Annotated in this window: 21 protein-coding genes; 11 read left to right on the top strand and 10 right to left on the bottom strand. The window is 70.2% G+C overall.

All coding sequences use genetic code 11. From position 1 onward, the window contains the following. Positions 1-16 precede the first annotated feature (16 nt). A complete protein-coding gene (locus tag ASG88_RS05045; RefSeq protein WP_056886352.1) occupies positions 17-682 on the top strand; it encodes a hypothetical protein in 666 nt (221 codons plus the stop codon). 82 nt (positions 683-764) lie between these two features. On the opposite strand, the gene ASG88_RS05040 is transcribed toward ASG88_RS05045, so the two are convergent. Genes ASG88_RS05040 through ASG88_RS05030 form a run of 3 tightly spaced genes read right to left on the bottom strand, consistent with a single transcriptional unit; the run spans position 765 to position 2,785 of the window. Beyond that, positions 765-1,175 (bottom strand): VOC family protein, encoded by a 411-nt coding sequence (locus ASG88_RS05040; protein ID WP_056886351.1) that lies wholly within the window; start codon positions 1,173-1,175, stop codon positions 765-767. Between the two features lie 47 nt (positions 1,176-1,222). Further along, positions 1,223-2,011: a 3'(2'),5'-bisphosphate nucleotidase CysQ gene (locus tag ASG88_RS05035; RefSeq protein WP_056886350.1), complete on the bottom strand. Its 789-nt coding sequence runs from the start codon at positions 2,009-2,011 to the stop codon at positions 1,223-1,225. A gap of 51 nt (positions 2,012-2,062) precedes the next feature. Continuing rightward, positions 2,063-2,785, bottom strand: a complete 723-nt coding sequence (locus ASG88_RS05030) for a helix-turn-helix transcriptional regulator (protein ID WP_056886349.1) — start codon at positions 2,783-2,785, stop codon at positions 2,063-2,065. 389 nt (positions 2,786-3,174) lie between these two features. Between ASG88_RS05030 and ASG88_RS05025 the strand changes: the two genes are divergently transcribed. From ASG88_RS05025 to ASG88_RS05015, 3 genes are all read left to right on the top strand, one after another. Continuing rightward, positions 3,175-4,599 (top strand): sensor histidine kinase, encoded by a 1,425-nt coding sequence (locus ASG88_RS05025; protein ID WP_162259815.1) that lies wholly within the window; start codon positions 3,175-3,177, stop codon positions 4,597-4,599. 1 nt (position 4,600) lies between these two features. After that, positions 4,601-5,293 carry a LuxR C-terminal-related transcriptional regulator gene (locus tag ASG88_RS05020; RefSeq protein ID WP_056886347.1) on the top strand — a complete coding sequence of 231 codons (693 nt, stop codon included), beginning with the start codon at positions 4,601-4,603 and terminating at the stop codon, positions 5,291-5,293. Between the two features lie 106 nt (positions 5,294-5,399). Next, positions 5,400-6,845, top strand: a complete 1,446-nt coding sequence (locus tag ASG88_RS05015; RefSeq protein WP_162259814.1) for a sugar transferase — start codon at positions 5,400-5,402, stop codon at positions 6,843-6,845. A 175-nt stretch (positions 6,846-7,020) separates the two neighbouring features. On the opposite strand, the gene ASG88_RS05010 is transcribed toward ASG88_RS05015, so the two are convergent. From ASG88_RS05010 to ASG88_RS04990, 5 genes are all read right to left on the bottom strand, one after another. Next, positions 7,021-7,854 (bottom strand): sulfotransferase domain-containing protein, encoded by an 834-nt coding sequence (locus ASG88_RS05010; RefSeq protein ID WP_056886345.1) that lies wholly within the window; start codon positions 7,852-7,854, stop codon positions 7,021-7,023. Then, positions 7,851-8,810 carry a glycosyltransferase family 2 protein gene (locus ASG88_RS05005; protein WP_056886344.1) on the bottom strand — a complete coding sequence of 320 codons (960 nt, stop codon included), beginning with the start codon at positions 8,808-8,810 and terminating at the stop codon, positions 7,851-7,853. Before ASG88_RS05005 ends, ASG88_RS05010 begins: the two co-directional genes overlap by 4 nt. Beyond that, positions 8,807-9,790, bottom strand: coding sequence for a sulfotransferase (locus ASG88_RS05000; protein WP_056886343.1), 984 nt, complete (start codon positions 9,788-9,790; stop codon positions 8,807-8,809). Before ASG88_RS05000 ends, ASG88_RS05005 begins: the two co-directional genes overlap by 4 nt. A 143-nt stretch (positions 9,791-9,933) precedes the next feature. Beyond that, positions 9,934-10,479, bottom strand: coding sequence for a glycosyltransferase (locus ASG88_RS04995; protein ID WP_056886342.1), 546 nt, complete (start codon positions 10,477-10,479; stop codon positions 9,934-9,936). After that, positions 10,476-10,931 (bottom strand): polysaccharide biosynthesis protein, encoded by a 456-nt coding sequence (locus tag ASG88_RS04990; RefSeq protein ID WP_056886341.1) that lies wholly within the window; start codon positions 10,929-10,931, stop codon positions 10,476-10,478. Before ASG88_RS04990 ends, ASG88_RS04995 begins: the two co-directional genes overlap by 4 nt. Before the next feature lie 242 nt (positions 10,932-11,173). On the opposite strand from ASG88_RS04990, the gene ASG88_RS04985 reads away from it, so the two are divergent. Continuing rightward, entirely contained in the window at positions 11,174-12,175 is a 1,002-nt protein-coding gene (locus ASG88_RS04985; RefSeq protein WP_056886340.1) for a hypothetical protein, read from the top strand. Positions 12,176-12,179: 4 nt separating this feature from the next. On the opposite strand, the gene ASG88_RS04980 is transcribed toward ASG88_RS04985, so the two are convergent. Then, positions 12,180-12,887 carry a LamG-like jellyroll fold domain-containing protein gene (locus ASG88_RS04980; protein WP_162259813.1) on the bottom strand — a complete coding sequence of 236 codons (708 nt, stop codon included), beginning with the start codon at positions 12,885-12,887 and terminating at the stop codon, positions 12,180-12,182. Positions 12,888-13,209: 322 nt separating this feature from the next. Between ASG88_RS04980 and ASG88_RS04975 the strand changes: the two genes are divergently transcribed. Genes ASG88_RS04975 through ASG88_RS04950 form a run of 6 tightly spaced genes read left to right on the top strand, consistent with a single transcriptional unit; the run spans position 13,210 to position 20,619 of the window. Further along, a complete protein-coding gene (locus ASG88_RS04975; protein WP_056886338.1) occupies positions 13,210-14,571 on the top strand; it encodes a hypothetical protein in 1,362 nt (453 codons plus the stop codon). Beyond that, entirely contained in the window at positions 14,555-15,796 is a 1,242-nt protein-coding gene (locus tag ASG88_RS04970; protein WP_056886337.1) for a hypothetical protein, read from the top strand. The genes ASG88_RS04975 and ASG88_RS04970 overlap by 17 nt, the downstream gene beginning before the upstream one ends. Beyond that, positions 15,793-16,662 (top strand): sulfotransferase family protein, encoded by an 870-nt coding sequence (locus ASG88_RS04965; RefSeq protein ID WP_056886336.1) that lies wholly within the window; start codon positions 15,793-15,795, stop codon positions 16,660-16,662. Before ASG88_RS04970 ends, ASG88_RS04965 begins: the two co-directional genes overlap by 4 nt. After that, positions 16,650-17,504: a hypothetical protein gene (locus ASG88_RS23295; protein ID WP_056886335.1), complete on the top strand. Its 855-nt coding sequence runs from the start codon at positions 16,650-16,652 to the stop codon at positions 17,502-17,504. The genes ASG88_RS04965 and ASG88_RS23295 overlap by 13 nt, the downstream gene beginning before the upstream one ends. Further along, positions 17,501-19,057, top strand: coding sequence for a Wzz/FepE/Etk N-terminal domain-containing protein (locus ASG88_RS04955; RefSeq protein ID WP_162259812.1), 1,557 nt, complete (start codon positions 17,501-17,503; stop codon positions 19,055-19,057). The genes ASG88_RS23295 and ASG88_RS04955 overlap by 4 nt, the downstream gene beginning before the upstream one ends. Positions 19,058-19,098: 41 nt before the next feature. Then, complete coding sequence (locus ASG88_RS04950) at positions 19,099-20,619, top strand: polysaccharide biosynthesis C-terminal domain-containing protein (RefSeq protein WP_162259811.1); 1,521 nt, start codon at positions 19,099-19,101, stop codon at positions 20,617-20,619. A gap of 131 nt (positions 20,620-20,750) precedes the next feature. Here the strand turns inward: ASG88_RS04950 and ASG88_RS04945 are convergent. Beyond that, on the bottom strand, positions 20,751-21,452 hold a 702-nt coding region (locus ASG88_RS04945), incomplete at its 5' end, for a hypothetical protein (RefSeq protein ID WP_056886332.1).

Here is a 21,452-nt window from a genome sequence, read left to right as displayed (position 1 = left end):
GGGGATACGGGGAAACATGCGCTTCACTCGACTCATCGCCGGCCTGACCACGGCCGGCCTGCTCGGACTGGCACCGGTGGCGATCAGCTCGCCGGCCCAGGCCACCGAGAACCTCACCACCACGACCACGCTGGAGCTCGCCTTCGGCGACAACCCGATCACGTACGGCGACACGGCCACCCTCCGCGGCGCCGTGACCGGCTCGGACGGCGGCTCGGCGTACGACGGCACCGTGACGCTCTACGAGTACACCGTGAGCAACCCGACGTGGGTGCCCGTCTCGACGCTCGACGCCAGCGGCTACGTCGGCTTCCCCGACGTCAGGCCGAAGGTGAACGCGGCCTACAAGGCGGTCTACACCGGCTACACCGCGACCAGCACCTACGAGGACAACTACACGGCCAGCGAGTCGGCGCCGCTCAACATCGGCGTGAAGCGCAAGGCGGTCTTCAAGACCCCCGGCCTCTTCCTGGTCGGCAAGATCAAGCCCGACTTCAAGCGCAAGAAGGTCGTCCTCAAGCGCAAGAAGGGCAAGAAGTACGTCGCGTGGAAGAAGGTCCGCACCAACAAGTTGGGCGTCTTCCGCGTGAAGGCCCCCAACAAGCGCGGCTTCAAGTTCTCGGTGACCATCCCGGCCGACAAGAAGTACTCGGGCTTCACCGACTACTACCAGGTCTACTGAGCCCCGGCTCGACCACCGCACCACCCAGCACCAGCACTCGGCCCCGGAGCAGCGCTCCGGGGCCGAGTCGCGTCCGGGCCGGTCACTGCTCGACCGGAGCCCCCGCGTCGACCTCGGCCTGCGAGCGGAGGATGCAGAACTCGTTGCCCTCGGGATCGGCCATCACGACCCAGCCGGTGCCCGGGCCGTGCTGACCGCGGTGGTCAGCCACCTCGGTCCCCCCGAGCGAGCGCACCCGCTCGACCTCGTCGTCGCGCGAGCCCGAGCGGGGCCGGAGGTCGAGGTGGAGACGGTTCTTGACCGACTTGGGCTCCGGCACCTCGATGAAGAGGATCCGGTGGCCCGACTCGGGGTCGAGGACCATGCACTCCTCGTGGCCGGGGAGGTTGGGGTCCCCGTCGACGTCCACGTAGCCGAGCAGCTGCTTCCACCACTCGAAGAGCTCGTAGGCGTGGGCGCAGTCGACGGTGGTGTGCGAGACGAAGGAGGTCATGCCCCCACGGTGGCAGGGAGCACCGACGCCAACCGGGTTGTCGCGGGTCAGTCCGTGCCGTGGGCGCGGACGAACGCGATGATCTCCTCGGCCAGCTCGGGGCGGCAGACAATCAGGTCGGGCAGCGAGGTGTCGTCCTCGTTGTAGACCAGCGGCGAGCCGTCGACCCGCGAGCAGTGGAGGCCGGCGGCGCGGGCGACCGCGACCGGGGCGGCGTTGTCCCACTGGTACTGCCCACCGGCGTGGACGTAGGCGTCGGCGAGGTCGCGCACCACGCTCATGACCTTGACCCCCGCCGAGCCCATGGGCACCAGCTCGGCGTCGATCTCGGCGGCCAGGGCCTCCACGAAGGCCGGCGGGCGGGTGCGGCTGACCGCGATCCGCGGCCGGTCGGCCGTGCGGGCCGGCACCTGGCGCGGCGTACCGGTGTTGAACGTCTCGCCGAGCGCGGGCTGGGCCACGGCGCCGGCGACGAGGTCGCCGTCCTGCCAGAGCGCGACGTGCACGGCCCAGTCGTCGCGGGGCGGCTCGGAGAACTCGCGGGTGCCGTCGAGCGGGTCGATGATCCAGACGCGGGAGGCCTCGAGACGGACCTTGTCGTCGGCCGCCTCCTCGCTCAGCACCGCGTCGTCGGGCCGGTGCTCGCCCAGCACCCGGGCCAGCACCTCCTGCGCGGCGGCGTCGCCGGCGTCCTTGAGGGCCTTGCCCTCGAGGCCACGCTCGTCGGCCGCGGCACGCACCTCGAGGAGGACGGCGCCGGCCTGTTCGGCCGCCCAGACGGCGAAGGCGTGGTCATCGAGCTGGCTCGGGTCGGTGCCCTGGAAGGTCTCAGTCACGCGGGAAGCCTATCGGTGCTGATCCGGTGCCCACGCGGCGCCGACCTGCGATCACGCCTTGCCGCCGGTGGCGACCGGAGCGACACCCTCGATGTCGGGACGGCGCCGCAGGATCGCCGCCGCCGCGAGCTGGGAGCTGACCCCCAGCTTGTTGCGCCCGGCCTTGATGTGGCTGCGGACCGTCGTGAGCGCGACGCCCAGGCTGTCGGCGATCTCCGCCGCCGACTCCCCGTGGGACACGCGCTCGAGGACGTCGAGCTCCCGCGGGGACAACCGGGACAACCGTCCGGCCATCTCCTCGAACTGACTGGTGATGTCCTCCCACTCCTGGACCATCGACGCCCGCCGCTGCGGATCGACGACCTCGTCGCCGGCCAGGACGTGCTCGATCGTCTCGACGAGGTCGTCGAGGGAGATCTGGGCGGACAGCACGGCCTCCGCACCGCTGGACATCAGCGCCACCCAGACCATGCCGGTGGGCGCGGAGGTGAGCACGATGCAGCGTGCCGGGCAGGTCGCCACCCGCTCACGGGCACGACGCAGGTCACCTGGCCCGTCGACGTCGTCGAGCAGGAGCACGAGGTCGTCGGGTCGGACCAGCGAGCGGGCCCACGGGACCCCCTCGTCGGGCAGCCGCAGGCACAGCGCCGGCAGGTCCCGCCCGTGCAGCGCGGCCTGCACGGTCTGCCCCAGCAGGGCGAGCCGGGCAGCCACGTGGATGGTGGGGCGACCGCGGTGGGCGGTGCCCCGGGACGGGGGGTGGGTGTGCGACACGTGTCGTCCTCCCGGCATCGGTTGCGCCGGTGTCTCATGGCTGCACACCGGCGTGGTGTGCTTCACACTGTGGTGGTCCTGGAGCGGTCCAGCACCTCGTCATCATGGATCTGGCTCGAATTGGGGACGCCCTATCTGTCTAGCCCATACCACAATTGGGGTAGGGGTTAGAAAATTTTCCTGTACGTCAGCGCGTCGCAGCCCTAAGTTGTGTCTCGCAACACCATGCGAAGTCCGAACGTGATCCGGGGGCCGGGGGGCTGATCGATCGAGTCGGACATCGCATCCACGAACGCCCGCACAGTGGTGGCCTTGGGGGGTCCATCTGCGCGTCTCCCCGGTAAGCACTGATCTCGGGGGAAGGTTCGAATCAGGTGACGATGCCTTGGTTGAGCCGTCAGACGCTGGGCGGCCCGCTGTACATCGCGGCAGCAACAGCAGCAGCGACGGCGGCAGTAGTGGTGAGCATGACCCGGGACGACTGGGTCGTCCCGCCGACGCTTCTCGTGGGGACGGCGGCCACGGTCCTGGCCCTCGCGGCCTCGATCCTCTTCTACGTCACGTGGCGGGTCGCGCCGACGGTGACCCACGGGTGGTGGGCCTGCGCCGCACTCTTCGGGTGCACCCAGGCCCTCGCCGTGCCCCGGGCCGGGGTCGTCGACCCCGCCGAGCTGGCGTCGCGACCCGGCTGGCTGATCCTGGCCAACCTGGTGTCGGCGCTGGTGGTCCTCGGGCTCGTGATCGCCGGGACCCGGGCCACCCGGACCCCGGACCCGCTGGTCCTCGGCCTCTCGCTGGGCGTCGCCATGGCTGTCGGGCGCATCGCGGTCACCGACCTGCCGGCGCTCGACGTCTCCCCGTGGGTGCTGGACGTGATGACCGCGGCGGTCACCTCGATCCACGTGCTGGTGGTCGTCGTCCTGCTGCGCCACCCAGTGGCCCGCGGCTGGACGACGCCACGGGTCCTCACCCTCTTCCTCCTGCTGGGCTCGGCCAACCTGGCGCAGGCGCCCGTGGTCCACGGCCCCTGGGTCGAGGGTGCCGTCGCCGTCGCCCAGCTGGTCGGCGCCTGCCTGTTCCTCAGCGTCTCCTTCGCCCTGCTCCGGGACTTCCTCCTGCAGCAGGAGCTGGCGACCTCCGACCTCCACCACCGCCTCGAGGAGGCGGAGGCCGTGGGGCGTGACGGCAAGGAGCGCCTGCACGAGATCCGCAGCACCGTGGCCGGCATCAGCAACGCCTCCCGCCTGCTCCACGAGGGCAAGGTGGCGCCGGCGACCCGTCGGCGGCTCGACGACAACATGCGCACGGAGATGTCGCGCCTCGAGCGCCTGCTCGACAACCGGCAGCCCACGCTGCCCGAGCCGGTCGACCTCGACGCGACCATCGACCCGCTCCTCGAGCTGCACCGGGCCCGGGGCCGCCGCATCATCTGGCAGCCCACGGGGCTCACCGTCCGCGGCCGCCGCGACGACATCGCCGAGGTCATCAACATCCTCCTCGAGAACGCCGCCACGCACGCGGCCGACACCGAGAGCCGCATCGACGTCACCCGCGACGAGGACAACGTGGCGATCCGGGTCGCCGACGGCGGCCCCGGCATCCCGCCCGAGGTCCGCGAGGGCATCTTCGAGTGGGGCGTCCGCGGCGACAGCTCGGCGGGGCAGGGCATCGGTCTCAACGTGGGCCGTCGTCTGCTGTCCGAGCAGGGCGGGTCCCTCACCCTCGCCGATCCCCTCGAGCCCGGCGCCACCGTGCGCTCGCCCACCGGGGCGACGTTCGTCATCCGACTGCCCGCCGCACGGAAGGGTGACTGACATGGCCGACCCGACGGCCTCGGCCAAGTCCCGCAGCAGGGTCCTCATCATCGAGGACCACACCCTCTTCGCGGAGTCGCTCGAGGTGGCCCTGTCGCTGGAGGGGTACGACGTGCGGCGGCTGCCGCTGCCCGAGGAGGGGGGCTCCCTGGCGACCCTGCGGTCGACGGCCCTGCGCATCAACCCGCGCATCGTGCTCCTCGACCTCGACCTGGGCCGCTTCGGGGACGGGTCCGCGCTGGTCGCTCCCCTCTCCCGCGCCGGTGCCAACGTGGTCGTGGTGACCTCGTCGACCGACCAGGCCCGGTGGGGAGGCTGCGTGCGCAGCGGCGCCCGCAAGGTGCTCTCCAAGAGCGGCCCGCTGCAGGAGACCCTGGCCACGGTCCGCCGGCTCCACCAGGGCCTCCCGGTGATGACCTCCGACGAGCTCGAGCGTCTCCTCGACGCGTGGCGCAACGAGCGCATGGCCACCGATGTCATGCGCCGTCGCCTCGAGCTGCTCACGCCACGCGAGAGGCAGGTCCTGGGGGCCCTCATCGAGGGGCACAACGTCCGAGACATCGCGCGCAAGAGCGTGGTGTCGGAGGCGACCGTGCGGACCCAGGTCAAGTCGATCCTGGGCAAGCTCGAGGTCTCGTCGCAGCTCGCGGCGGTCGGCCTCGCGCACCACGTCGGCTGGAACCACCCGCTCTGAATCCCCCGTTCCAGCAAGGCTTTGCCGCATTTGCGGCATGCCACCCCGGCCGGGCTTCCATAGGCTCGAGCCACAGCATCGTGCACGGTCGGGGAAGGTTGGACGGATGGCTGAAGTCTCTGTGCCCCCAGTGGGTGAGCTGGTCAGCGGGATACCGTTGCCCGCGCCCCGGGTGGCCCACCACGACTCGCTCGTCGAGGCGGACATCGCTGGCGTCACCTCCGCAGCGCGGTGGTTGCGACCGGCCGTCGACGTCGCGTCGGGCCTGCTCGCCCTCGCCGTGGTGAGCCGCGTCGGACCCACCGTCCAGCCCGCGGTCCTGGCCGCGGTGGCGCTCGCCTGGCCGCTGCTGCTCGCCGGCAACGGCTTCTACGTCCGGCGCCCGCTCGGGGAGCCCTGGGGCACCCGCCTCGGACGCGTCCTGCGCGCCGGCGCCACCCTCGGCATCGCATGCTGGCTGGCCGGCCTCGTCGTCGGGTCGGCGGTCGGCCCCGACGTCATGGTCCCGGTCGTGGCGACCCTCACGATCGCCGCGCTGGTGAGCGGACTGGTGCCTCTGCCCGGTGAGACGACGACCCGGATCGTGCTCGCCGGACACCCGGAGGACGTCCGCTCGGCGATGTCCGAGCTCGCCTCGTCGCGACGCTTCGTCGTCGCGGCCGCCTGCGTGTCGGCCAGCCCGGTGCAACCCCTAGGGGCGTTGCCGGTCCAGGTGGGGGTGGCCGCGGCCGCCGACGTCGCGGCGAGGTCGGGCAGTGATGCCCTCCTGCTCCTCCCCGGACCCGAGCTGACCCCCGCGACGCTGCGCCGGCTCGAGTGGGGAGCCCACAGCTCCGGGGTCCCGCTCTACGTCGGCACCGGGCTGCTCGACGTCTCACCCACGCGCGTCTCGGTCGTGCAGGGCGCGGGGCTCGACGTCATGCAGGTGCGCGCCGCTCCCGCCCGTGGTCCCCGGCGCCTCCTCAAGGGCGTCGTCGAGCGAGTGCTCGCCCTCTTCGCGCTGGTCGTCCTCTCCCCCGTCCTGCTCCTGGTCTGGGCCCTCGTCCGCGCCGAGACGACCGGTCCCGGGCTCTTCCGCCAGCAGCGCGTGGGACGGGGCGGCGCGGAGTTCACCATGGTCAAGTTCCGCACGATGTCGACGACAGCGACCGACGACCTGGCCGAGCTGACCGAGCTCAACCAGGTCGAGGGCGGCGTCCTCTTCAAGATCCGGAGCGACCCGCGCATCACCCCGCTCGGGGCGATACTGCGGCGCTACTCGATCGACGAGCTCCCGCAGCTGTGGAACGTCGTGCGGGGCCAGATGTCCCTCGTGGGGCCGCGTCCGGCCCTGCCACAGGAGGTCGAGCGCTACGACCTCGACCCGCGGCGTCGACTCGCCGTCAAGCCGGGCATCACCGGCCTGTGGCAGGTGTCCGGCCGCTCCGACCTGAGCTGGGCGGAGTCGGTCCGGCTCGACCTGCGCTACGTCGACAACTGGTCGCTCGCCCTCGACGTGGCGATCCTGTGCCGGACCGTCCGCGCCGTGATGGGCCACCGCGGGGCCTACTGATCCGTCCCCTCACCCCCCGGACCTGGACCCCCGCTCGAGCCGTCGCTCGAGCGGGGGTCCTCGTCCGTCGGCAGGGCCCTGCGGTACGACGGGCACGGCAACAGGCCCGCCGATCGCGTGGTGACGCGATCGGCGGGCCTGCCGTGGTCGAGCGAGCAGTGCTACCAGCCCCCGGCTACCAACCCCAGGCCTCGCCGAGCCGCAGCCCGAGCGTGCGCTCCAGCGAGGCGATCTCCGGCGCCAGGGCGTTGCGCACCGTCGTGACGTCGGCCGGGTCCGGCCGCACCGCGGCGCGGTCGATGGGACGGTAGAGCGTCCGGTGGACGAGCGGGGAGCGCTTGACCGCTCCCACGAGCTTGGCGCCGTCGTGCTCGCGCACCCAGTCGGCGCTGCGCCGAGCCAACGAGGCGAGGTGGACCGACCGGGCCTTCGCGGCGGGCAGGCGAGCCTCGAGGTCCTTGCTCGACAACGGCATCCGCTCGATCTCCAGGAAGCCCGTGACGGAGTCGAGGAAGGCCTGCGGGTCGGCCGCCAGGTCGTCGAAGAGGGCGACGTGCACCATCTCGCGGGGCAGGTGCCGCAGGAAGCGGTCGAGACCGGTGGCGTAGCGCCCGTGCTCGAGGAGCTCGGGGCGACTGCGCAGGGCCTCGCCGAACGTGTCCGGACCGATCCCGTGCTTGCGCATGTAGAGGTACGACGACCAGGCACGCTCGACGGGGTCGCGCAACGAGACCATGATCCGCACCGGGCCGAGGGTCTCGTTGATGCGGTCCGCCGCATCCGGGTGGAACAGGTAGTCCTGGCAGACCTCGCCGACGACCGCCTCGTCCCGCGCGTCGCGGAACTGCGAGGCGTACCAGGCCAGCCCACGGTCGTAGTACCGGTCGAAGTAGTAGAGGTCCTTGGCGGGAGTCAGGTAGACGTCCGGGTGGCCGAGCAGGATCTCGTGGAGCCAGGACGAGCCGGCCTTGTCGGGCCCGACGTACAGGAAGTTGGGCAGGCGGGTCATGACAGCCCCCGTCCGAGGCGACGCGACATGGACAGCATGCGACGGGGCTCGATGCCCGGTCCGGCCACCGCCAGCGCCAGCCAGGCATGGGGTGCCGCCGGGTATCGGCACAGGGCACGACCGGCGATGCGCGCACCGCTTCGCCGCTCACCGGCGGCGGCCCGTGCGTAGGCGATCTGGCCGAGCATCCGGGCGTGGCCACGCCGGCGGTCCGCGAAGTCCGGGTGCTTGTCGAGGAGGTACTCCAGCGCGGTGGCGGTGTTGAGCCACTTGTCGCGGAACCAGGAGGGGACGTCCTTGCGGATGTCGGCCAGGATCTCCTGGACCGCACCCACACGGCCCACCCGGCTCGCGCGCAGCAGCCAGTCGTAGTCCTCGCCGTGCCCGAACGGCAGCTCCTCGTCGTACAGGCCGGCGGCATCGAAGGCCGTGCGACGCATCATCAGCGTCGAGCTGTGGAGCTCCTTGACGCGGTTCTCGAGCAGCCGCTCGTGCGTGACGAGGGGTTCGCGGGCCGGCCACTCGACGTCACCGCGCTCCCCCATGAGCAGCCGGATCCCCGAGCCCACGGCCAGGAGGGTGGGATCGGCGAGGAGCCGCTCGACCTGGAGGCGCACCTTGGCGGGGTACCAGAGGTCGTCGTCGTCGCAGCTGGCGACGAAGTCGGCCTCCGACAGCAGGACGCCGGTGTTGCGGGCCCCGCACAGGCCGCCGGTGCGGGTGTTGACCATGGGGACGATCCGCCGACCGGGGCGCGACAGGTCGGCCAGGCTCTGGTCGGCCTCCTCGCGGTCGTGGACGACGAAGACCTCGAGGGGTCCTGCGTAGTCCTGGGCGACGATGGCGGCCAGGGTCTCCAGGAGCAGGGCCGGACGGCCCCGGGTCGGGATCACCACGGTGACCAGCGGGGCGTGCTCCGCCACCGGGTCACCGCTCGTCGATGTCAGCTCGTTCACCGTGTGCTCCTCGCTTCGTGTGGGTCGCTGGTCGTGGTCGCCGCAGTGGCGCGCGTGGTCGTGGAATATCCGTAGGCCGCCAGCAGGGGCAGCGTGAGGGCAGTGACGACGGCCCGGTCCCTCGTCGGCATCTGGGTGGTCCACCGATCGTCGCGCCGGAGCTCCACCGGCCCCGAGCTGAACCTCCCGGGGTTGCCCGACAGCCCGTGGCTCGGGCCGAGGACGGTGCGTCCCGCCTCGACGAGCGGGAGGTCGGCGGCGGTGAGCGGGACCCCGAGGTCGGCGGTGGCGGTGACCAGGGCCGCGACCGGGTCGGCCACGAACTCCTCGTATCGCAACCGAACGGACGGGACGCGACCCAGCGTCGCGATGGCCGTCATCTCCAGCTGCAGCGCGCTCCACTGGGCGGCGGAGCGGTGGGCGGGGATGCGCCACATCTCCTCAGCACCCGCGGTGGCGTGCGGTCGCTCGACGTGGCGCTGCCACGACCAGGCGACGGCGCGGGGGTCGCGCACCACGTTGAGCACCCGCAGGTCCACACCGGGCGCCCCCACGAGGGCCAGGCCCAGGGCCGGCCCCTTGGAGGCGTCGACGACCACGGAGGCGCCCGAGACCTCCGCGACGGCGCGGTAGATGCGTGCGTAGTCGGCACGCAGGCCGGTCAGGGGTCCCGACGGGGTCCGCCCGGCCAGGAGCCCGGGCAGGTGCCGCTGGCGGGCGGCCGCGCGCTGCCCCGCGCTCAGCCGGTCGAGCACCTCGGCGGTCCACCCGCCGAAGGCGACCTCCCCGACGGACGTCCAGAAGGGGCAGGTCGAGAACACCTGACCGCACCCGCACCGTTCGTCCGCGGGGGCGACCGAGCGAGCCAGGTCGACCAGCTCGCCGATGTTGACCCAGCCGGTGGCAGCCCCCAGCATCCGCTCGACGAGCGTCGATCCGGAGCGGCCGAAGCCCCCCAGGTACACGGTGGTGACGCGCACGATCTCTCCCTCTCGGCCCTGCACTGCCCCCCGGCGGCCGCGCTGATGCGCTCAGACTGGTGGTTCCTGGACGCCGGTGCGGTACCCCCCAGCGGAAGTCCCCCATTCGGGGTACGCCCGCGCCGGCCGGTCCAGCGTGGTCGTCAGCCGGCAGCCCGGAACAGACGCCCGTGGCGCCACCGGTGCGTGTCGACGAGGCTGTCGAGCTCGGCCGCGGCGCGGGCCCGGGCGATGTCCCGGTCCCCGGTGGCCGACCGCACCGAACGCAGCAGGGGCTCGGGCACCAGGCCGCTCTCCAGCTCGGCGTGGAACGTCTCGACCGAGGAGACGACGCGGACGACGCCCGACCCTCCGGCGAGGGAGGCGAAGCGCTGCTGGTGCCCGTCCACGTGCTCACCCAGGAGCGGGTCACGGGGGATGCACAGGGGCACGTGGCCCGCCTCGCGGGCGTCCATGATGGTGCCCGGACCGCCGTGGCAGATGACCAGCGCCGCCTCCTCGAGGAGCGCTACGAGGCGGTCGTGGGAGAAGAAGTCGTGGCCCTCGGCGACGCGCGGCGGGCGGGTGGACCCGTGCTGGACGACGAACCGCACGTCGCTGCGGCGCTCGGCCGCGGCGTCGACCCACTGCACCATCCGCTCGAACGGGTGGTGGTCGGTGCCGGTGAGGGCGATCACGAGGGAGGTCATAGGAACGGCCCCACGAGGTGCGCGTCCGGGTAGAACTCGAGCTGGCTCTGCCACTGGACGATGCGACGCGTGGTGAACGGGCCGCAGAGGCGCCCCGTCATCGTCGGGCTGTCGAACCGGTCGTAGACCTCGATGAACACGGTGGGGATGTCGAGCGCCCAGGCCGCGACGAAGAACGGCACGGCCACCCCGGCGCCGGCGCTGACGACGAGCGAGGGACGCTCGCGGCGCAGCAGCCGCATCGCGAGGCCGGCGTTGCGGGCCAGGTTGGGCACGTTGCGGGTCGTGGGCGAGTGGGAGTGCACCACGCGCTCACCGTCGAGGCGGTCCATGACGTCGGGGGTGTCGGGACACACCCAGAGGCGGTCGCGGCCCTCCCACCACGAGCGCAGCGCGAGCAGGTGTGCGAGGTGGCCACCCTGGGTGCTCACCAGGAGCACGGGGCCGCTCATCGCACCGCTCGTCTCACCGGGGCGCAGACGCGCCCTCCGACCTGGCACTCGATCACTGTCTTCATGGTCGTGTCATCTTGCTGACGAGCGACCGCCGCGACGACGTACGAGTCCGGATTCCTCGATTTTGGGGGCAGCGGCCGGAACGCCGCTCTGCGGCCCCTCCGAGCCGCCGTCCCCAGTTTGGGGGACCTGACTCGGATCCTCCGGTACGGCGGGGCCGCGGCGCCTAGGTTCGGCCCATGGTGATCGCCCGTCGCGACCTTCTGCGCCTCGGCGCGGCCGCTGCGGCCTCCGTCGCCCTCTCCTCCTGCTCGGGCGAACGGCCGGACAGCGCCGCGGTGCCAACGCGCACGCCCCGGCCCACCCCGGCGACTCCCGCGGTCCCGACTCCGGTGGCGACCGGGCCGGCCCACCTCCCGCCGGGCAGCCTCTACTTCGGGGCCGCCTTGCCGTACCACCGGTCGCTCGACGCCTGGGAGCGGGACCTCGGCACGCCCCTCGCGCTCAACCGGTCGTACTTCCATCCCGAACGCAACGACTCCGCCAACCTGGTGCGCCGCTGTCGCGACGACCTGTCCCGCGGCCGTCTGCCCCACGTCTCGACGAAGGCCCCCACCACCTGGCGGAGGGTTGCCGACGGTGAGGCCGACGACTGGCTGAGCGGCATGTTCCGCCCCCTGGGCGAGGCGGGGGGTGCCGTGATCTTCACGCTGCACCACGAGCCCGAGAACGACGCCGGGGGGCCGGGAATGCTGCCCGTCGACTTCGTCGCCATGCAGCGCCGGGCCATCGAGCAGGCGGCCGGCATGGCGCCCGAGGTCACCGTCGTACCAGTGCTCCAGCATTGGACGTTCGATCCCGTGCGCGACGACATCGACCCAGCGACGTGGCTCGTGCCGGAGGCGTCCGTCATGGGCCTGGACATCTACAACCCCTGGTCACCGACCAACGGCAAACCTTGGCGCAGCTTCGGCAGCAAGGCGGACGAGGCGCTGGCGTGGCTGGGAGACACCCCGATCGCCATCGGGGAGTACGGCTGCCGTGAGGACCCGGACAACCCGGGCCTCGCCGCCGAGTGGCTGCGCGACGCGGCGCTCTTCGCTCGGGAGCACAACATCGTCTCCATGTCCTACTACAACTCCGACCTGAACTCCCCCGAAGGGTCGTGGGAGCTGCGCGGAAGCGCCGAGCACGCGTTCGCGGACCTGCTGGCCTCGGACTGGGTGGTACGCCCCGCCTGAGGGGTCAGGTCGAAGGAGTGATGCGCAGGAAGACATCGTCGATCCGGCCGTGGAACTGGTCGTCCTCGTCACCGACTCCCGGGCTGCCGATGCGCAGCGGCCACTCGCTGGTCACCGAGCCGGTCTCGCCCGTCTCCCGGTCAACCGCACCGTCCACTTCGATCTCGATGCCCGTCCCGTCGCGCCGGCACACGACCCGGTGCCACGCCGAGTCGGCGACCGAGACGGTGGACCTCACGACGACCGGCTCCTCGCCCGACCGCACGACACAGCTGGGGTGACCCTCGCTGCTGTCCACCTGCAGCTTCCACAGACCGCCCTCGGTGGCGAAGCGCCCCCGCTGCACGATGTTCGACCCTGTGGTCGTCTGGTCACGTGCGAGCCAGACGGTCGCCCCGAACTCAAAGGCACTCGCGCCGGGGTCCAGCGCGGGATCGGGCTCGACCTCCACCATCGCGCGGGGGCAACCGCTGGTCGCCTCGCACTTCTCCGGGAAGGCCAGGGCGTCACCCCGACCATCCGCGCCGGCGACCACCTCGACCTCGCCATCGTTCGCAGTCACCACGCGGCCGGTGAAAGGTCCGTCGAGGGCGTCCGGATACTCGGTGTCACCCTCGAACGTGAGCCCCTGGTCCTCGAACGACAGCCACAGAACGGCGTCGGTCAGGTCGGGCGACGTCGGCGTCGCGGACCCCGGATCAGGCGACGGCACGTCGCCGTCCACACAGCTGACACCAGACAGCAGAAGCACCGCCACTGCCATTGCCCGGACACACGCCCTGGGCAGTGCCCCTCGTCCCGGTGTCGACACATGTCCCCCTCTGCTCGTACCCCCAAATTGGGGATGGGTGTACTGATCCGACGCTCAACTTCAGAACCGCGCATAACGTCAGGCCCGCAGCCCTCCACGGGCGTGAAGTCCGAGTGCACAACGCGACGGGGGACGTCTTGAAGGTGCTTCACATGGTAGGCGAGGGCCTCTCACACGGACCTGATCGTAGCCGTCTCCACGGCCACCGGGCAGGGTTGTCGTGATGTCCGGAACCGGCCTCGTCGAAGCGCCGGCGAGGGCCGAGCCCCGCTTCCTCAAGCCGGGCTGGCCACTGGCCGCTCTGTACCTCGGTTTCCCGCTCTGGTGGGCCCTGGGACTCGCGGGGCTCATCTTCTTCGTGGCCGCTGCGGTGATGGCGGTGATCATGTACCGACAGGGAAGCATTCGTGTGCCTCGCGGTTTTGCACTGTGGCTGCTGTTCCTCGTGTGGACGCTGGCGGGAGTTCTGGTCCTCCGAGCCATCGCGCCCGGGACGCTCCCGGGGGGAGGTGTCGGCCGGTACGCGGGCTTCCTGATCTGGTTCGGGTGGTACGTCTCGATCACGATCGCCATGCTCTACGTCCTCAACACGGCTCGCCACGTGTCCACCCTCTGGATCGTCAGGGTGCTGGCGTGGATGTTCGTGGTGACGACCGGTTTCGGCCTGCTCGCCATCCTGGTGCCCACACTCGAGTTCACGTCGCCCATGGAGCTCTTGTTGCCGCAGAGCCTGTCGTCCAAGAACTTCGTGCGCACGCTCATCCACCCGTCCCTCTCGTCGTCCACGGACTTCCTGGGATACGTCCAGCCCCGCCCGACGGCACCCTTCGCCTACTCCAACTCCTGGGGCAACAACCTCGCGCTGTACCTCCCCTTCTTCATGCTCGCCTGGTTCGGCCGCAGCGCCGGCTGGCGCCGCAAGGCAGCACCGTTCGTCCTCGTCGCTGCGGTCTTTCCCATCACGTTCTCGCTCAACAGAGGACTGTGGGTCTCCCTCGTCCTCGCGGCGGTCTATGCCGCTGGACGACTTGCACTCAACGGCCGCTGGCGCGCCATGCAGGCAATGGTCGCCGCGATCCTGGTCGGCGGCCTGCTGTTCGCCGCCTCGCCGCTCTACGACACCCTCCTCCTCCGCGTCGAGACCCCTCACAGCAACGACCGACGGGCCGGCACGGCCCAGACGGTGGTGTCAGTAACGGCCCAGGGTTCCCCGCTGATCGGCTACGGCACGACCCGCACCATGCAGGGGAGCTTCAGCTCCCTCGCAGGCGGCGAGACCGAGCAGTGCCATCAGTGCGCCGCCCCGCCTCTCGGTACCCAGGGCTTCATGTGGAGGCTGATCCTCACCACCGGCTTCGTCGGGACATTCCTGTGCCTGGCCTTCTTCGGAGTGCAGTTCCTGCATCGGGCCCGAGGTCCGTCCCCCCTCGACATCACTGGATGCACCGTCCTCCTCGTTGCGGTCCTTTGCTTCTTCTTCTACGACTCACTGGGCTCAGCCATGTTCACCGCGCTGATCGCCATCGGACTGATGGCCCGTGCCGACCTACCAGCGAAGGAGGTGCGGCATGACGTCGTCGGCTGACGCGTCCGCGTCGTACGCAACCGAGGTCGCCCAGCTCCTCTGGCCGTCACCGTGGGGGATGCCGTACGTCACCCGGGACCCACGTCCCACCGGATCGCACCACCGCGAGGCGTACCTCTTCCCCAGCGCCCGCAACCCGCGACTCCTCGTGCCGACGGACCTGCCGGTGGCCGCAACGATGCTCCGCCGCCTCGGCCACGACAGGTCACCCTTCGTTCGTCCGATGCGCGCCGTCCTGCAGACGTCGGTCCGGTCCAAGGCCTTCGCGCTCTCGCGCTGGCCGAAGCTCCGTGTGCCGGGCCACGACCCTGGCGCGGACTCGATCGAGAGCCACCTCTCCGACGTCCTCGGCGCCGAGGTGCGAGTCGGCGTCGTGCTAGGACCCCGACGGGTCAACCAGAAGCCGGTTCTCCAGATCTTCACGCTCGGCGGCTCGTTGGCCGGGTTCGCCAAGGTCGGGCACAACGCACTGACGTCCGCGCTCGTTCGACACGAGGCGGAGTCACTGCGCTCGATCGGCCGGCTCGGACCACGCACCTTCCGCGCGCCGCAGCTCCTTCACGCGGGGCACTGGTCCGGACTGGACGTTCTCGTGATGTCCCCGCTCGAGACCAGCTCGGGTGACCCCGTCCTTGCCGCCACCCGGGACGCCTCCATGGTGGAGGTCGCTCGACTGGGCGGGGTGCAGGAGCGTCCCTTGGCTGAGAGCAGCCACTGGTCCCGGATGCGAGAGGGAGTCCTCCGCCTCGTCGACGTCCCGCACGGGCACACCCTGATGAATGCGTTCGAGACCATCGAGGCTGCTCACGGGGAGGTCGACCTGGTCTTCGGCGGCTGGCACGGCGACTGGGGGCCATGGAACATGGGCATGAGCGGCGGTGTGCTGCAGCTGTGGGACTGGGAGCGATATGAGGCGGAGGTGCCGCTCGGCTTCGACGGCCTCCACCTGATCGCCCAGCAGGTTCATCCCGGCCGCCGGGACGAGTCGACCCAGGAGAGGCGCTTCCTGCAATCGGCCCCCGCGAGCTTGGCTGTCTTCGATGTTCCTCGTGCCCATCACGACGTGATCATCCAGCTGTACCTCCTCGAGATGGCGGTCCGGTACGTCGATGCCCTCACCCACGGCGCGAGGCCGGAGTTTGCGCGACGGACGGCATGGGTGGTGTCGCTACTCACACGCCTCCTCGAACAACCGCATCTCACCCTGTCGGAAGGACGACCATGACCCTTCGCTCCGCAGTTCCACATCCTCTCAAGACGGCAGGGAGGTCCGCGTCGGTGCGCCTCGGCACTCTCACTGCCGATCGTCGGCAACTTCCGTCTTTCATCCTGGTGGGTGCCCAGCGAACGGGGACGACATCGTTGTTCCGTGCGTTGATGTCGCACCCCCAGATTCACCAGGCCAACTTCCACAAGGGCGTCAACTACTTCGACATCAACTACCACCGCGATTTCGCCTGGTATCGAGGTCACTTCCCGACGACGGCCACGTTGTCCAGGCATGGCCACGGCGAGACCGTCGCACCGATGACGTTCGAAGCGAGCGGTTACTACATGTTCCACCCGTGTGCCGCAGCCCGCATGGCTCGCCACCTACCGGAGCTCAAGATCCTGGTGATGCTGCGCGACCCGATCGAACGTGCATTCTCAGCCCACAAGCACGAGCTGGCCCGAGGCTACGAGACAGAGCCGTTCGAGCGTGCTCTCGAGCTGGAGGACGAGCGGTTGGCCGGTCAGGAGGAGCGGATGATCGCCGAGGCCGGGTACCAGAGCTTCAGTCACCGCCACCATGCCTATGTGCGCAGAGGGCAGTACGCCGAGCAGATCAGAAGGCTCCATCAGCACTTCCCAACCGAGCGCGTGCACCTGATCGAGAGTGAGCGCTTCTTCGAGTCACCCGAGGAAACCTACGGCCAGGTTCTGGACTTCCTGGAACTTCCCGCCGTCCTTCCCGACAGTTTTGACCGCTGGAACGCGCGCCCGAGCTCGCCCATGCCAGAGTCCACCCGCGCACGGCTCGGCGCGCACTTCCGCACTCACGACGAGGCGTTGGCGGATCTCCTCGGACGGGATCCGGCATGGCGGTGCTGAAGGATGCTCCAGATCTGCCCCTTCTGTCCGAGTACCCGCGATTCGCTCGGCGGCATCGCGTTGTCATCGTCGCGCTCATGACGCTGGGTCTGCTCGCCGGCGGCGCGTGGTCGTTCACCCACCCCACGACGTTCTCGGCGACCGCGTCAGTGTCGCTTGCACCTGTTCCCAAGTACGTCCTGCCAACAGGCATCGGGCTCGCCCCGCCCGAGGTGAGCATCGACACCGACGCACAGCTCCTGTACAGCCCTGACGTTCTTTCCGGGGTGGCCGAAGCGCTGGGAGCGGACCAGGGCTCGGCCATCTCCCATCTCGCGGTGACCGCATCCCCCAACAGCCACGTCCTCCACGTGACCGCGACGGCGCCCTCCGCCTCGGCCGCTGCCGATGCCGCCAACGCGGCGGTCTCCGGATTGATACGTGTGCGGAGGGACACTCTGGGTGCCCTGCGCCGGGACCAGCTGCGCCTCTTGCGCCTCTGGACCGCCGGCCAGGAAGACTTGCTGGCGCGGGAGCAGAGTCGGGTGGCGGTCATCCTCACCACCAGCGACGTGTTCGGGCAGGTCCTCTGGCTGCGCGAGGGTCTCCAGGAGCTTGAGGAGGCCCGGCTGACGCCTGCAGAGGTGGTGAACACCGCGGTTCCGGCGACGGTGCCCGACTACCCAAACGCCGAGGTTCCGCTCGCGTCCGGGGCCATGCTCGGACTTCTCGTCGGATGCTTCGCAGGCGCCCGCGTCGACCGCAGACGGCTCGCCGACACGTCCGTACGGCCCGAACGAACCCGACCGGAGTCCGTCGGCATCCTGCCGGCGGTTGTCACGACCCGAGGATGGACATCGTGAAGTCTCTCAACCCGAACGCCGTCCGCCGCACCTCGCTCCTCGGAGCCGTGCGTCGCCATGTCGTCATCGTCATCTGGTGCTTGGTCAACGGCGCCGTGATCGGCTGGCTCGTCGGATCGGTCCAACCGGCGACCTATTCGAGCACGGCTCACGTCCTGGTGAATCCCACGGTCGGCAACCCGTTCGCACCGACTCCGGTGTCCGTGCGTCAGGACGAGCTGACCAGCCTGGAGACAGAGGCACAGGTGGCGCAATCGGCCGAGGTCCTGACCGTCGTCGCGGCCGAGCACACGCCGTTGACGCTCAGCGAGATCCAACGAGGCGTCCAGATCACCGTGCCGGCCAACACCCAGATCCTCGAGATGTCGTACTCCGCGAAGGATCCATCCACGGCACAGCAGGTCACGGACACTCTGGCGAGCGCTTATCTCGCCAACCGCCAGCGGCGGTCCACCGAGGTCAACGACGAACGCATCGCCCGCGTCGAGACGCAGACCCAGGGCGTGGTGGACGATCTGCGCGACGCCACCGTCGCGGCTCAGACAGGGACCTCGGCCGAGAGACTCTTCCAGACCGAGCTGGCGGCCGCCCTCCGCAACGAGCTGGTGAGCCTGCGTGCGCAGCGCTCCTACCTGGAGAACAGCGACTCGCCCACCGGCTCGGTGATCTCACCCGCTTCACCGTCGACCCGGACGGACGCCCTCACGCCACTCCTGATCCTGCTCGGTGGCGCACTCGGTGGCCTGGCACTGGGCGTCCTGATGGCTTGGGCAGTCGAGAGGTTCGCCGGACGGATCCGGACCCCATCAGAGGTGGAGACAGCGGGCCTGCCTGTCGTGGCTTCCGTCGACGTGCGCAGCACGTGGGCCCGCCTGACTCGACCCCGTGCGAGTGAGTCGCTGGAGGACACGATGAGGCGTCTGCGCGGGAGGATCCTCGACCTCGACCCGGTCCCTGAGGTCATCGCTGTGACTCCGGCGGGCAGCGGCGCCCCGGATGCCGCGGTGACGGAGGCCTTGGCAGAGTCGTTCGCCAAGGCTGGACACCGCGTCGTCCTGGTCCGGACCCACGAGCCGGCCACCCACGGCTTGGAGGTCGAAGGACGAGGCCTCGCCGAGGCACTTCTCCACGAGCGGCTCAACATCCTCGAGATGCTTCAGCCGAGCATCGACCCCCTCCTGTGCCTGTTGCCGTGGGGACTCAGCGCCGAAAGTCGTGAGCTGCTCGACCCCGACCGCCTCCGGAACGTCCTCAGGCCGTTGGTCGACGCCGGTCACCTCGTCGTGCTGCAGGCGCCCGGGATCGACGGTGCCGAGGGGGAGGCCGTGGTCGGCGCCGCGGACCTCGGTCTGGTCGTCGTGACCGCCCGACGTACCCCGTCGCGAGAGATCGAGGCAATCGCCGCCCCCACGTCGGGTCACACCCACTTGGCGGCCGTGGTGGTCGGCACACAGAGGTCGATGCGCCGAGCACGTCGACCCACGTCGACCACCCATCCGGCGTCGGGGGATCACGAGTCGGTAGCGCGCGAAGCGGCCCGAGCTCCGCGATGAGCGGAGCAGCGTCAGCTCTCGAGTCCGACCACCGCGGACAGTTGGAGAAGCTTGCCCGACGTGGCACGGCAAGCGTCGTGGGTGCCGGGTTCAGCGCTGTCTTCGGGGTCCTGTTGGTCGTCGTCGTGACGAACGGCTTCTCGCCCACCGTTGCCGGGACCCTGTTCGCCGCGACTTCGACATTCCTCATCCTCGAGTCGGTCGCCCTCCTGGGGACCGACACGGGACTGGTCCGGGTGCTCCCCGGGCACCTGGCCACCGGGCGTGCGGCCGACGTACGGCGCACGCTAGTGATCGCAGCCGTGCCCGTCGTGGCACTGTCCGTAGGCGCGGCCGCCGGACTGCACGCGCTCGCCCCGACCCTGGCTCCGTACTTGGTCGGGCCGGAAGCACCCACGCTCATGAGCGAGATGCTGCGCGCTCTCGCCCTGGTACTGCCCATCGCAGCACTGCACGACCTGGTACTGGCCGGGACCCGGGGCATGGGATCGATGCGGCCCACAGTCATCGTGGAGAACATCGGTCGGTTGGGGTTCCAGGCGCTCGCCGTGCTGGTCGCCTTCCTGTTCGGCGCCGACGCGCTGTTGCTCGCCCTGGCATGGTCGCTGCCCTACCTCGCCGGGCTCGTCGCGTCGTACATCTGGTTGCGTCGTCTGGTCGCTGCCCGGGTTCCACGTGATGACGATTCTCGCTCCTGGGGCGTGCTGGTCCGCGAGTTCTGGTCATACACCGCTCCGCGCGCCGTCGCCCGCGTCACCCAGACGGCCCTGAAGCGCTCGGACATCGTGCTGGTGGCCGCCCTGGCCTCTCCTGCTGAGGCAGCCTTGTACACCGCCGCGACGAGGTTCGTCGTGCTGGGACAACTGTTCGTCCAGTCGGTGCAGCAAGCGCTCTCGCCCCAGCTGAGCACGCTCTTCACGCGAGGCGAGACCAGGGCCGCCAATTCCGTCTTCCAAGCGGCAACCCTCTGGAGCATGCTTGTTGCCTGGCCGCTCTACCTGGTGCTGGCCACCTGGGCTCCCATCCTCATGGGGGTCTTTGGTGAGGGGTACGGCGTGGCCTCCGACGTGGTCCTCATCCTGGCGCTGACCATGCTCCTCGCTACAGCCTGTGGGCCGGTCGACTCGGTTCTCCTCATGGCTGGCCACAGCTGGCTGAGTCTCGTCAACAGCACCATCACTCTCGCGGTCAACGTGGGTCTGAACCTGATCCTGATCCCACTTCAGGGGATACGCGGCGCGGCGATCGCATGGTCGGTCGCGATAGTCGTCCGCAACCTGCTGCCGCTTGTCCAGGTACATCGACACCTTGCGATGTGGCCTCTGACGACCACATCAGGACGGGTCGGCATCGGAGCAGTCGTCTGCTTCGGCGGCCCGGGGGTCCTCGGTGCCCTGCTAGCTCTGCCTCTGTGGCTCGAGACGTTCCTGCTCTTTCTGGGGGTGCTGCTCTACGCGACCTTCGTCTGGGCCAAGCGAGGAGCATTGGGGTTGGACGCGTTCCACGCGACCATCCGCCGACGGTCGATGCCGAGGGCGGGTGCAGCCCCAGCGAAGGCCTGATGCACGCGATAACCACCCACGACAACCGCTCCTGGGCGGCGATGCGCTACGCGACCACGCGGCCGGCTCGTGGGTCTGCCACCGTGGCGCGGAAGGCCTCCAGCCGCTCACCGCTCAGCTCTCGGGCGAACTCACCGTTCTCGTTCCACATGCACCCGAACCACACGTTCGGTGTCCGCCACCGTGGCGCGGAAGGCCTCCAGCCGCTCACCGCTCAGCTCTCGGGCGAACTCACCGTTCTCGTTCCACATGCACCCGAACCACACGTTCGGTGTCGTGAGCAAGGCCTCCCCTGCCGCAGCAATGGTCTCGGCCGAGAACCCGTTGTACTCACCGACACCCAAGGGCAGATCGTACCCGCGGGACCGCAGGTACGAGGAGAGCGCCGGAATCCTGTCGCCAGGCTTCCGTGCCCCCGGCGCCTCCATGGTCCCACCCTCGTAGGTGTCGATACCGAAGTAGTCCCAGACCTCGAAGAGGTCATCGGGACAGAAGGACGCAAAGGTCGACACCTGGTTGTCCAGCAGGAAACCGTTGAGGATCGGACCCACCCGCACCTCACCACCCTTGAAGATCGGCATCAGCTGGCGGTGCATCGCAGCGAACTCGGCGCCGCTCATGTCCTTGTACGGCTCGTGCCAGATCGTCACCGCGGTCGGACGGCCGTACGACGCCAACCTGGCAGCGGCCTCCTCGGCAACGGAGTTGAAGCGCCCATTGACGGCACCAGCCACGTCACCACCCACCTTGTAGGAGATGACGGGCAGCATCCCAGCAGCATGCGCCTCCTCAACCATCTTCATCTGGCTGCTCGCCCCGTTGGCCAGGTCAGC

It is taken from the genome of Nocardioides sp. Soil777 (assembly GCF_001428425.1).
In the GTDB taxonomy this organism is placed as follows: Bacteria; Actinomycetota; Actinomycetes; order Propionibacteriales; family Nocardioidaceae; genus Nocardioides; species Nocardioides terrigena.
The sequence above is the reverse complement of the archived record's forward strand: the minus strand, read 5'-3'. Positions and strand labels throughout refer to the sequence as shown.

What these genes read in the sequence shown, in the direction of transcription:
- ASG88_RS05045 (WP_056886352.1), top strand. Translation starts at nt 17, where the DNA reads ATGCGCTTCACTCGACTCATCGCCGGCCTGACCACGGCCGGCCTGCTC.
- ASG88_RS05040 (WP_056886351.1), bottom strand. Translation starts at nt 1,175, where the DNA reads ATGACCTCCTTCGTCTCGCACACCACCGTCGACTGCGCCCACGCCTAC.
- ASG88_RS05020 (WP_056886347.1), top strand. Translation starts at nt 4,601, where the DNA reads ATGGCCGACCCGACGGCCTCGGCCAAGTCCCGCAGCAGGGTCCTCATC.
- ASG88_RS05015 (WP_162259814.1), top strand. Translation starts at nt 5,400, where the DNA reads ATGGCTGAAGTCTCTGTGCCCCCAGTGGGTGAGCTGGTCAGCGGGATA.
- ASG88_RS05010 (WP_056886345.1), bottom strand. Translation starts at nt 7,854, where the DNA reads ATGACCCGCCTGCCCAACTTCCTGTACGTCGGGCCCGACAAGGCCGGC.
- ASG88_RS04995 (WP_056886342.1), bottom strand. Translation starts at nt 10,479, where the DNA reads ATGACCTCCCTCGTGATCGCCCTCACCGGCACCGACCACCACCCGTTC.
- ASG88_RS04990 (WP_056886341.1), bottom strand. Translation starts at nt 10,931, where the DNA reads ATGAGCGGCCCCGTGCTCCTGGTGAGCACCCAGGGTGGCCACCTCGCA.
- ASG88_RS04985 (WP_056886340.1), top strand. Translation starts at nt 11,174, where the DNA reads ATGGTGATCGCCCGTCGCGACCTTCTGCGCCTCGGCGCGGCCGCTGCG.
- ASG88_RS04975 (WP_056886338.1), top strand. Translation starts at nt 13,210, where the DNA reads ATGTCCGGAACCGGCCTCGTCGAAGCGCCGGCGAGGGCCGAGCCCCGC.
- ASG88_RS04970 (WP_056886337.1), top strand. Translation starts at nt 14,555, where the DNA reads ATGACGTCGTCGGCTGACGCGTCCGCGTCGTACGCAACCGAGGTCGCC.
- ASG88_RS04965 (WP_056886336.1), top strand. Translation starts at nt 15,793, where the DNA reads ATGACCCTTCGCTCCGCAGTTCCACATCCTCTCAAGACGGCAGGGAGG.
- ASG88_RS23295 (WP_056886335.1), top strand. Translation starts at nt 16,650, where the DNA reads ATGGCGGTGCTGAAGGATGCTCCAGATCTGCCCCTTCTGTCCGAGTAC.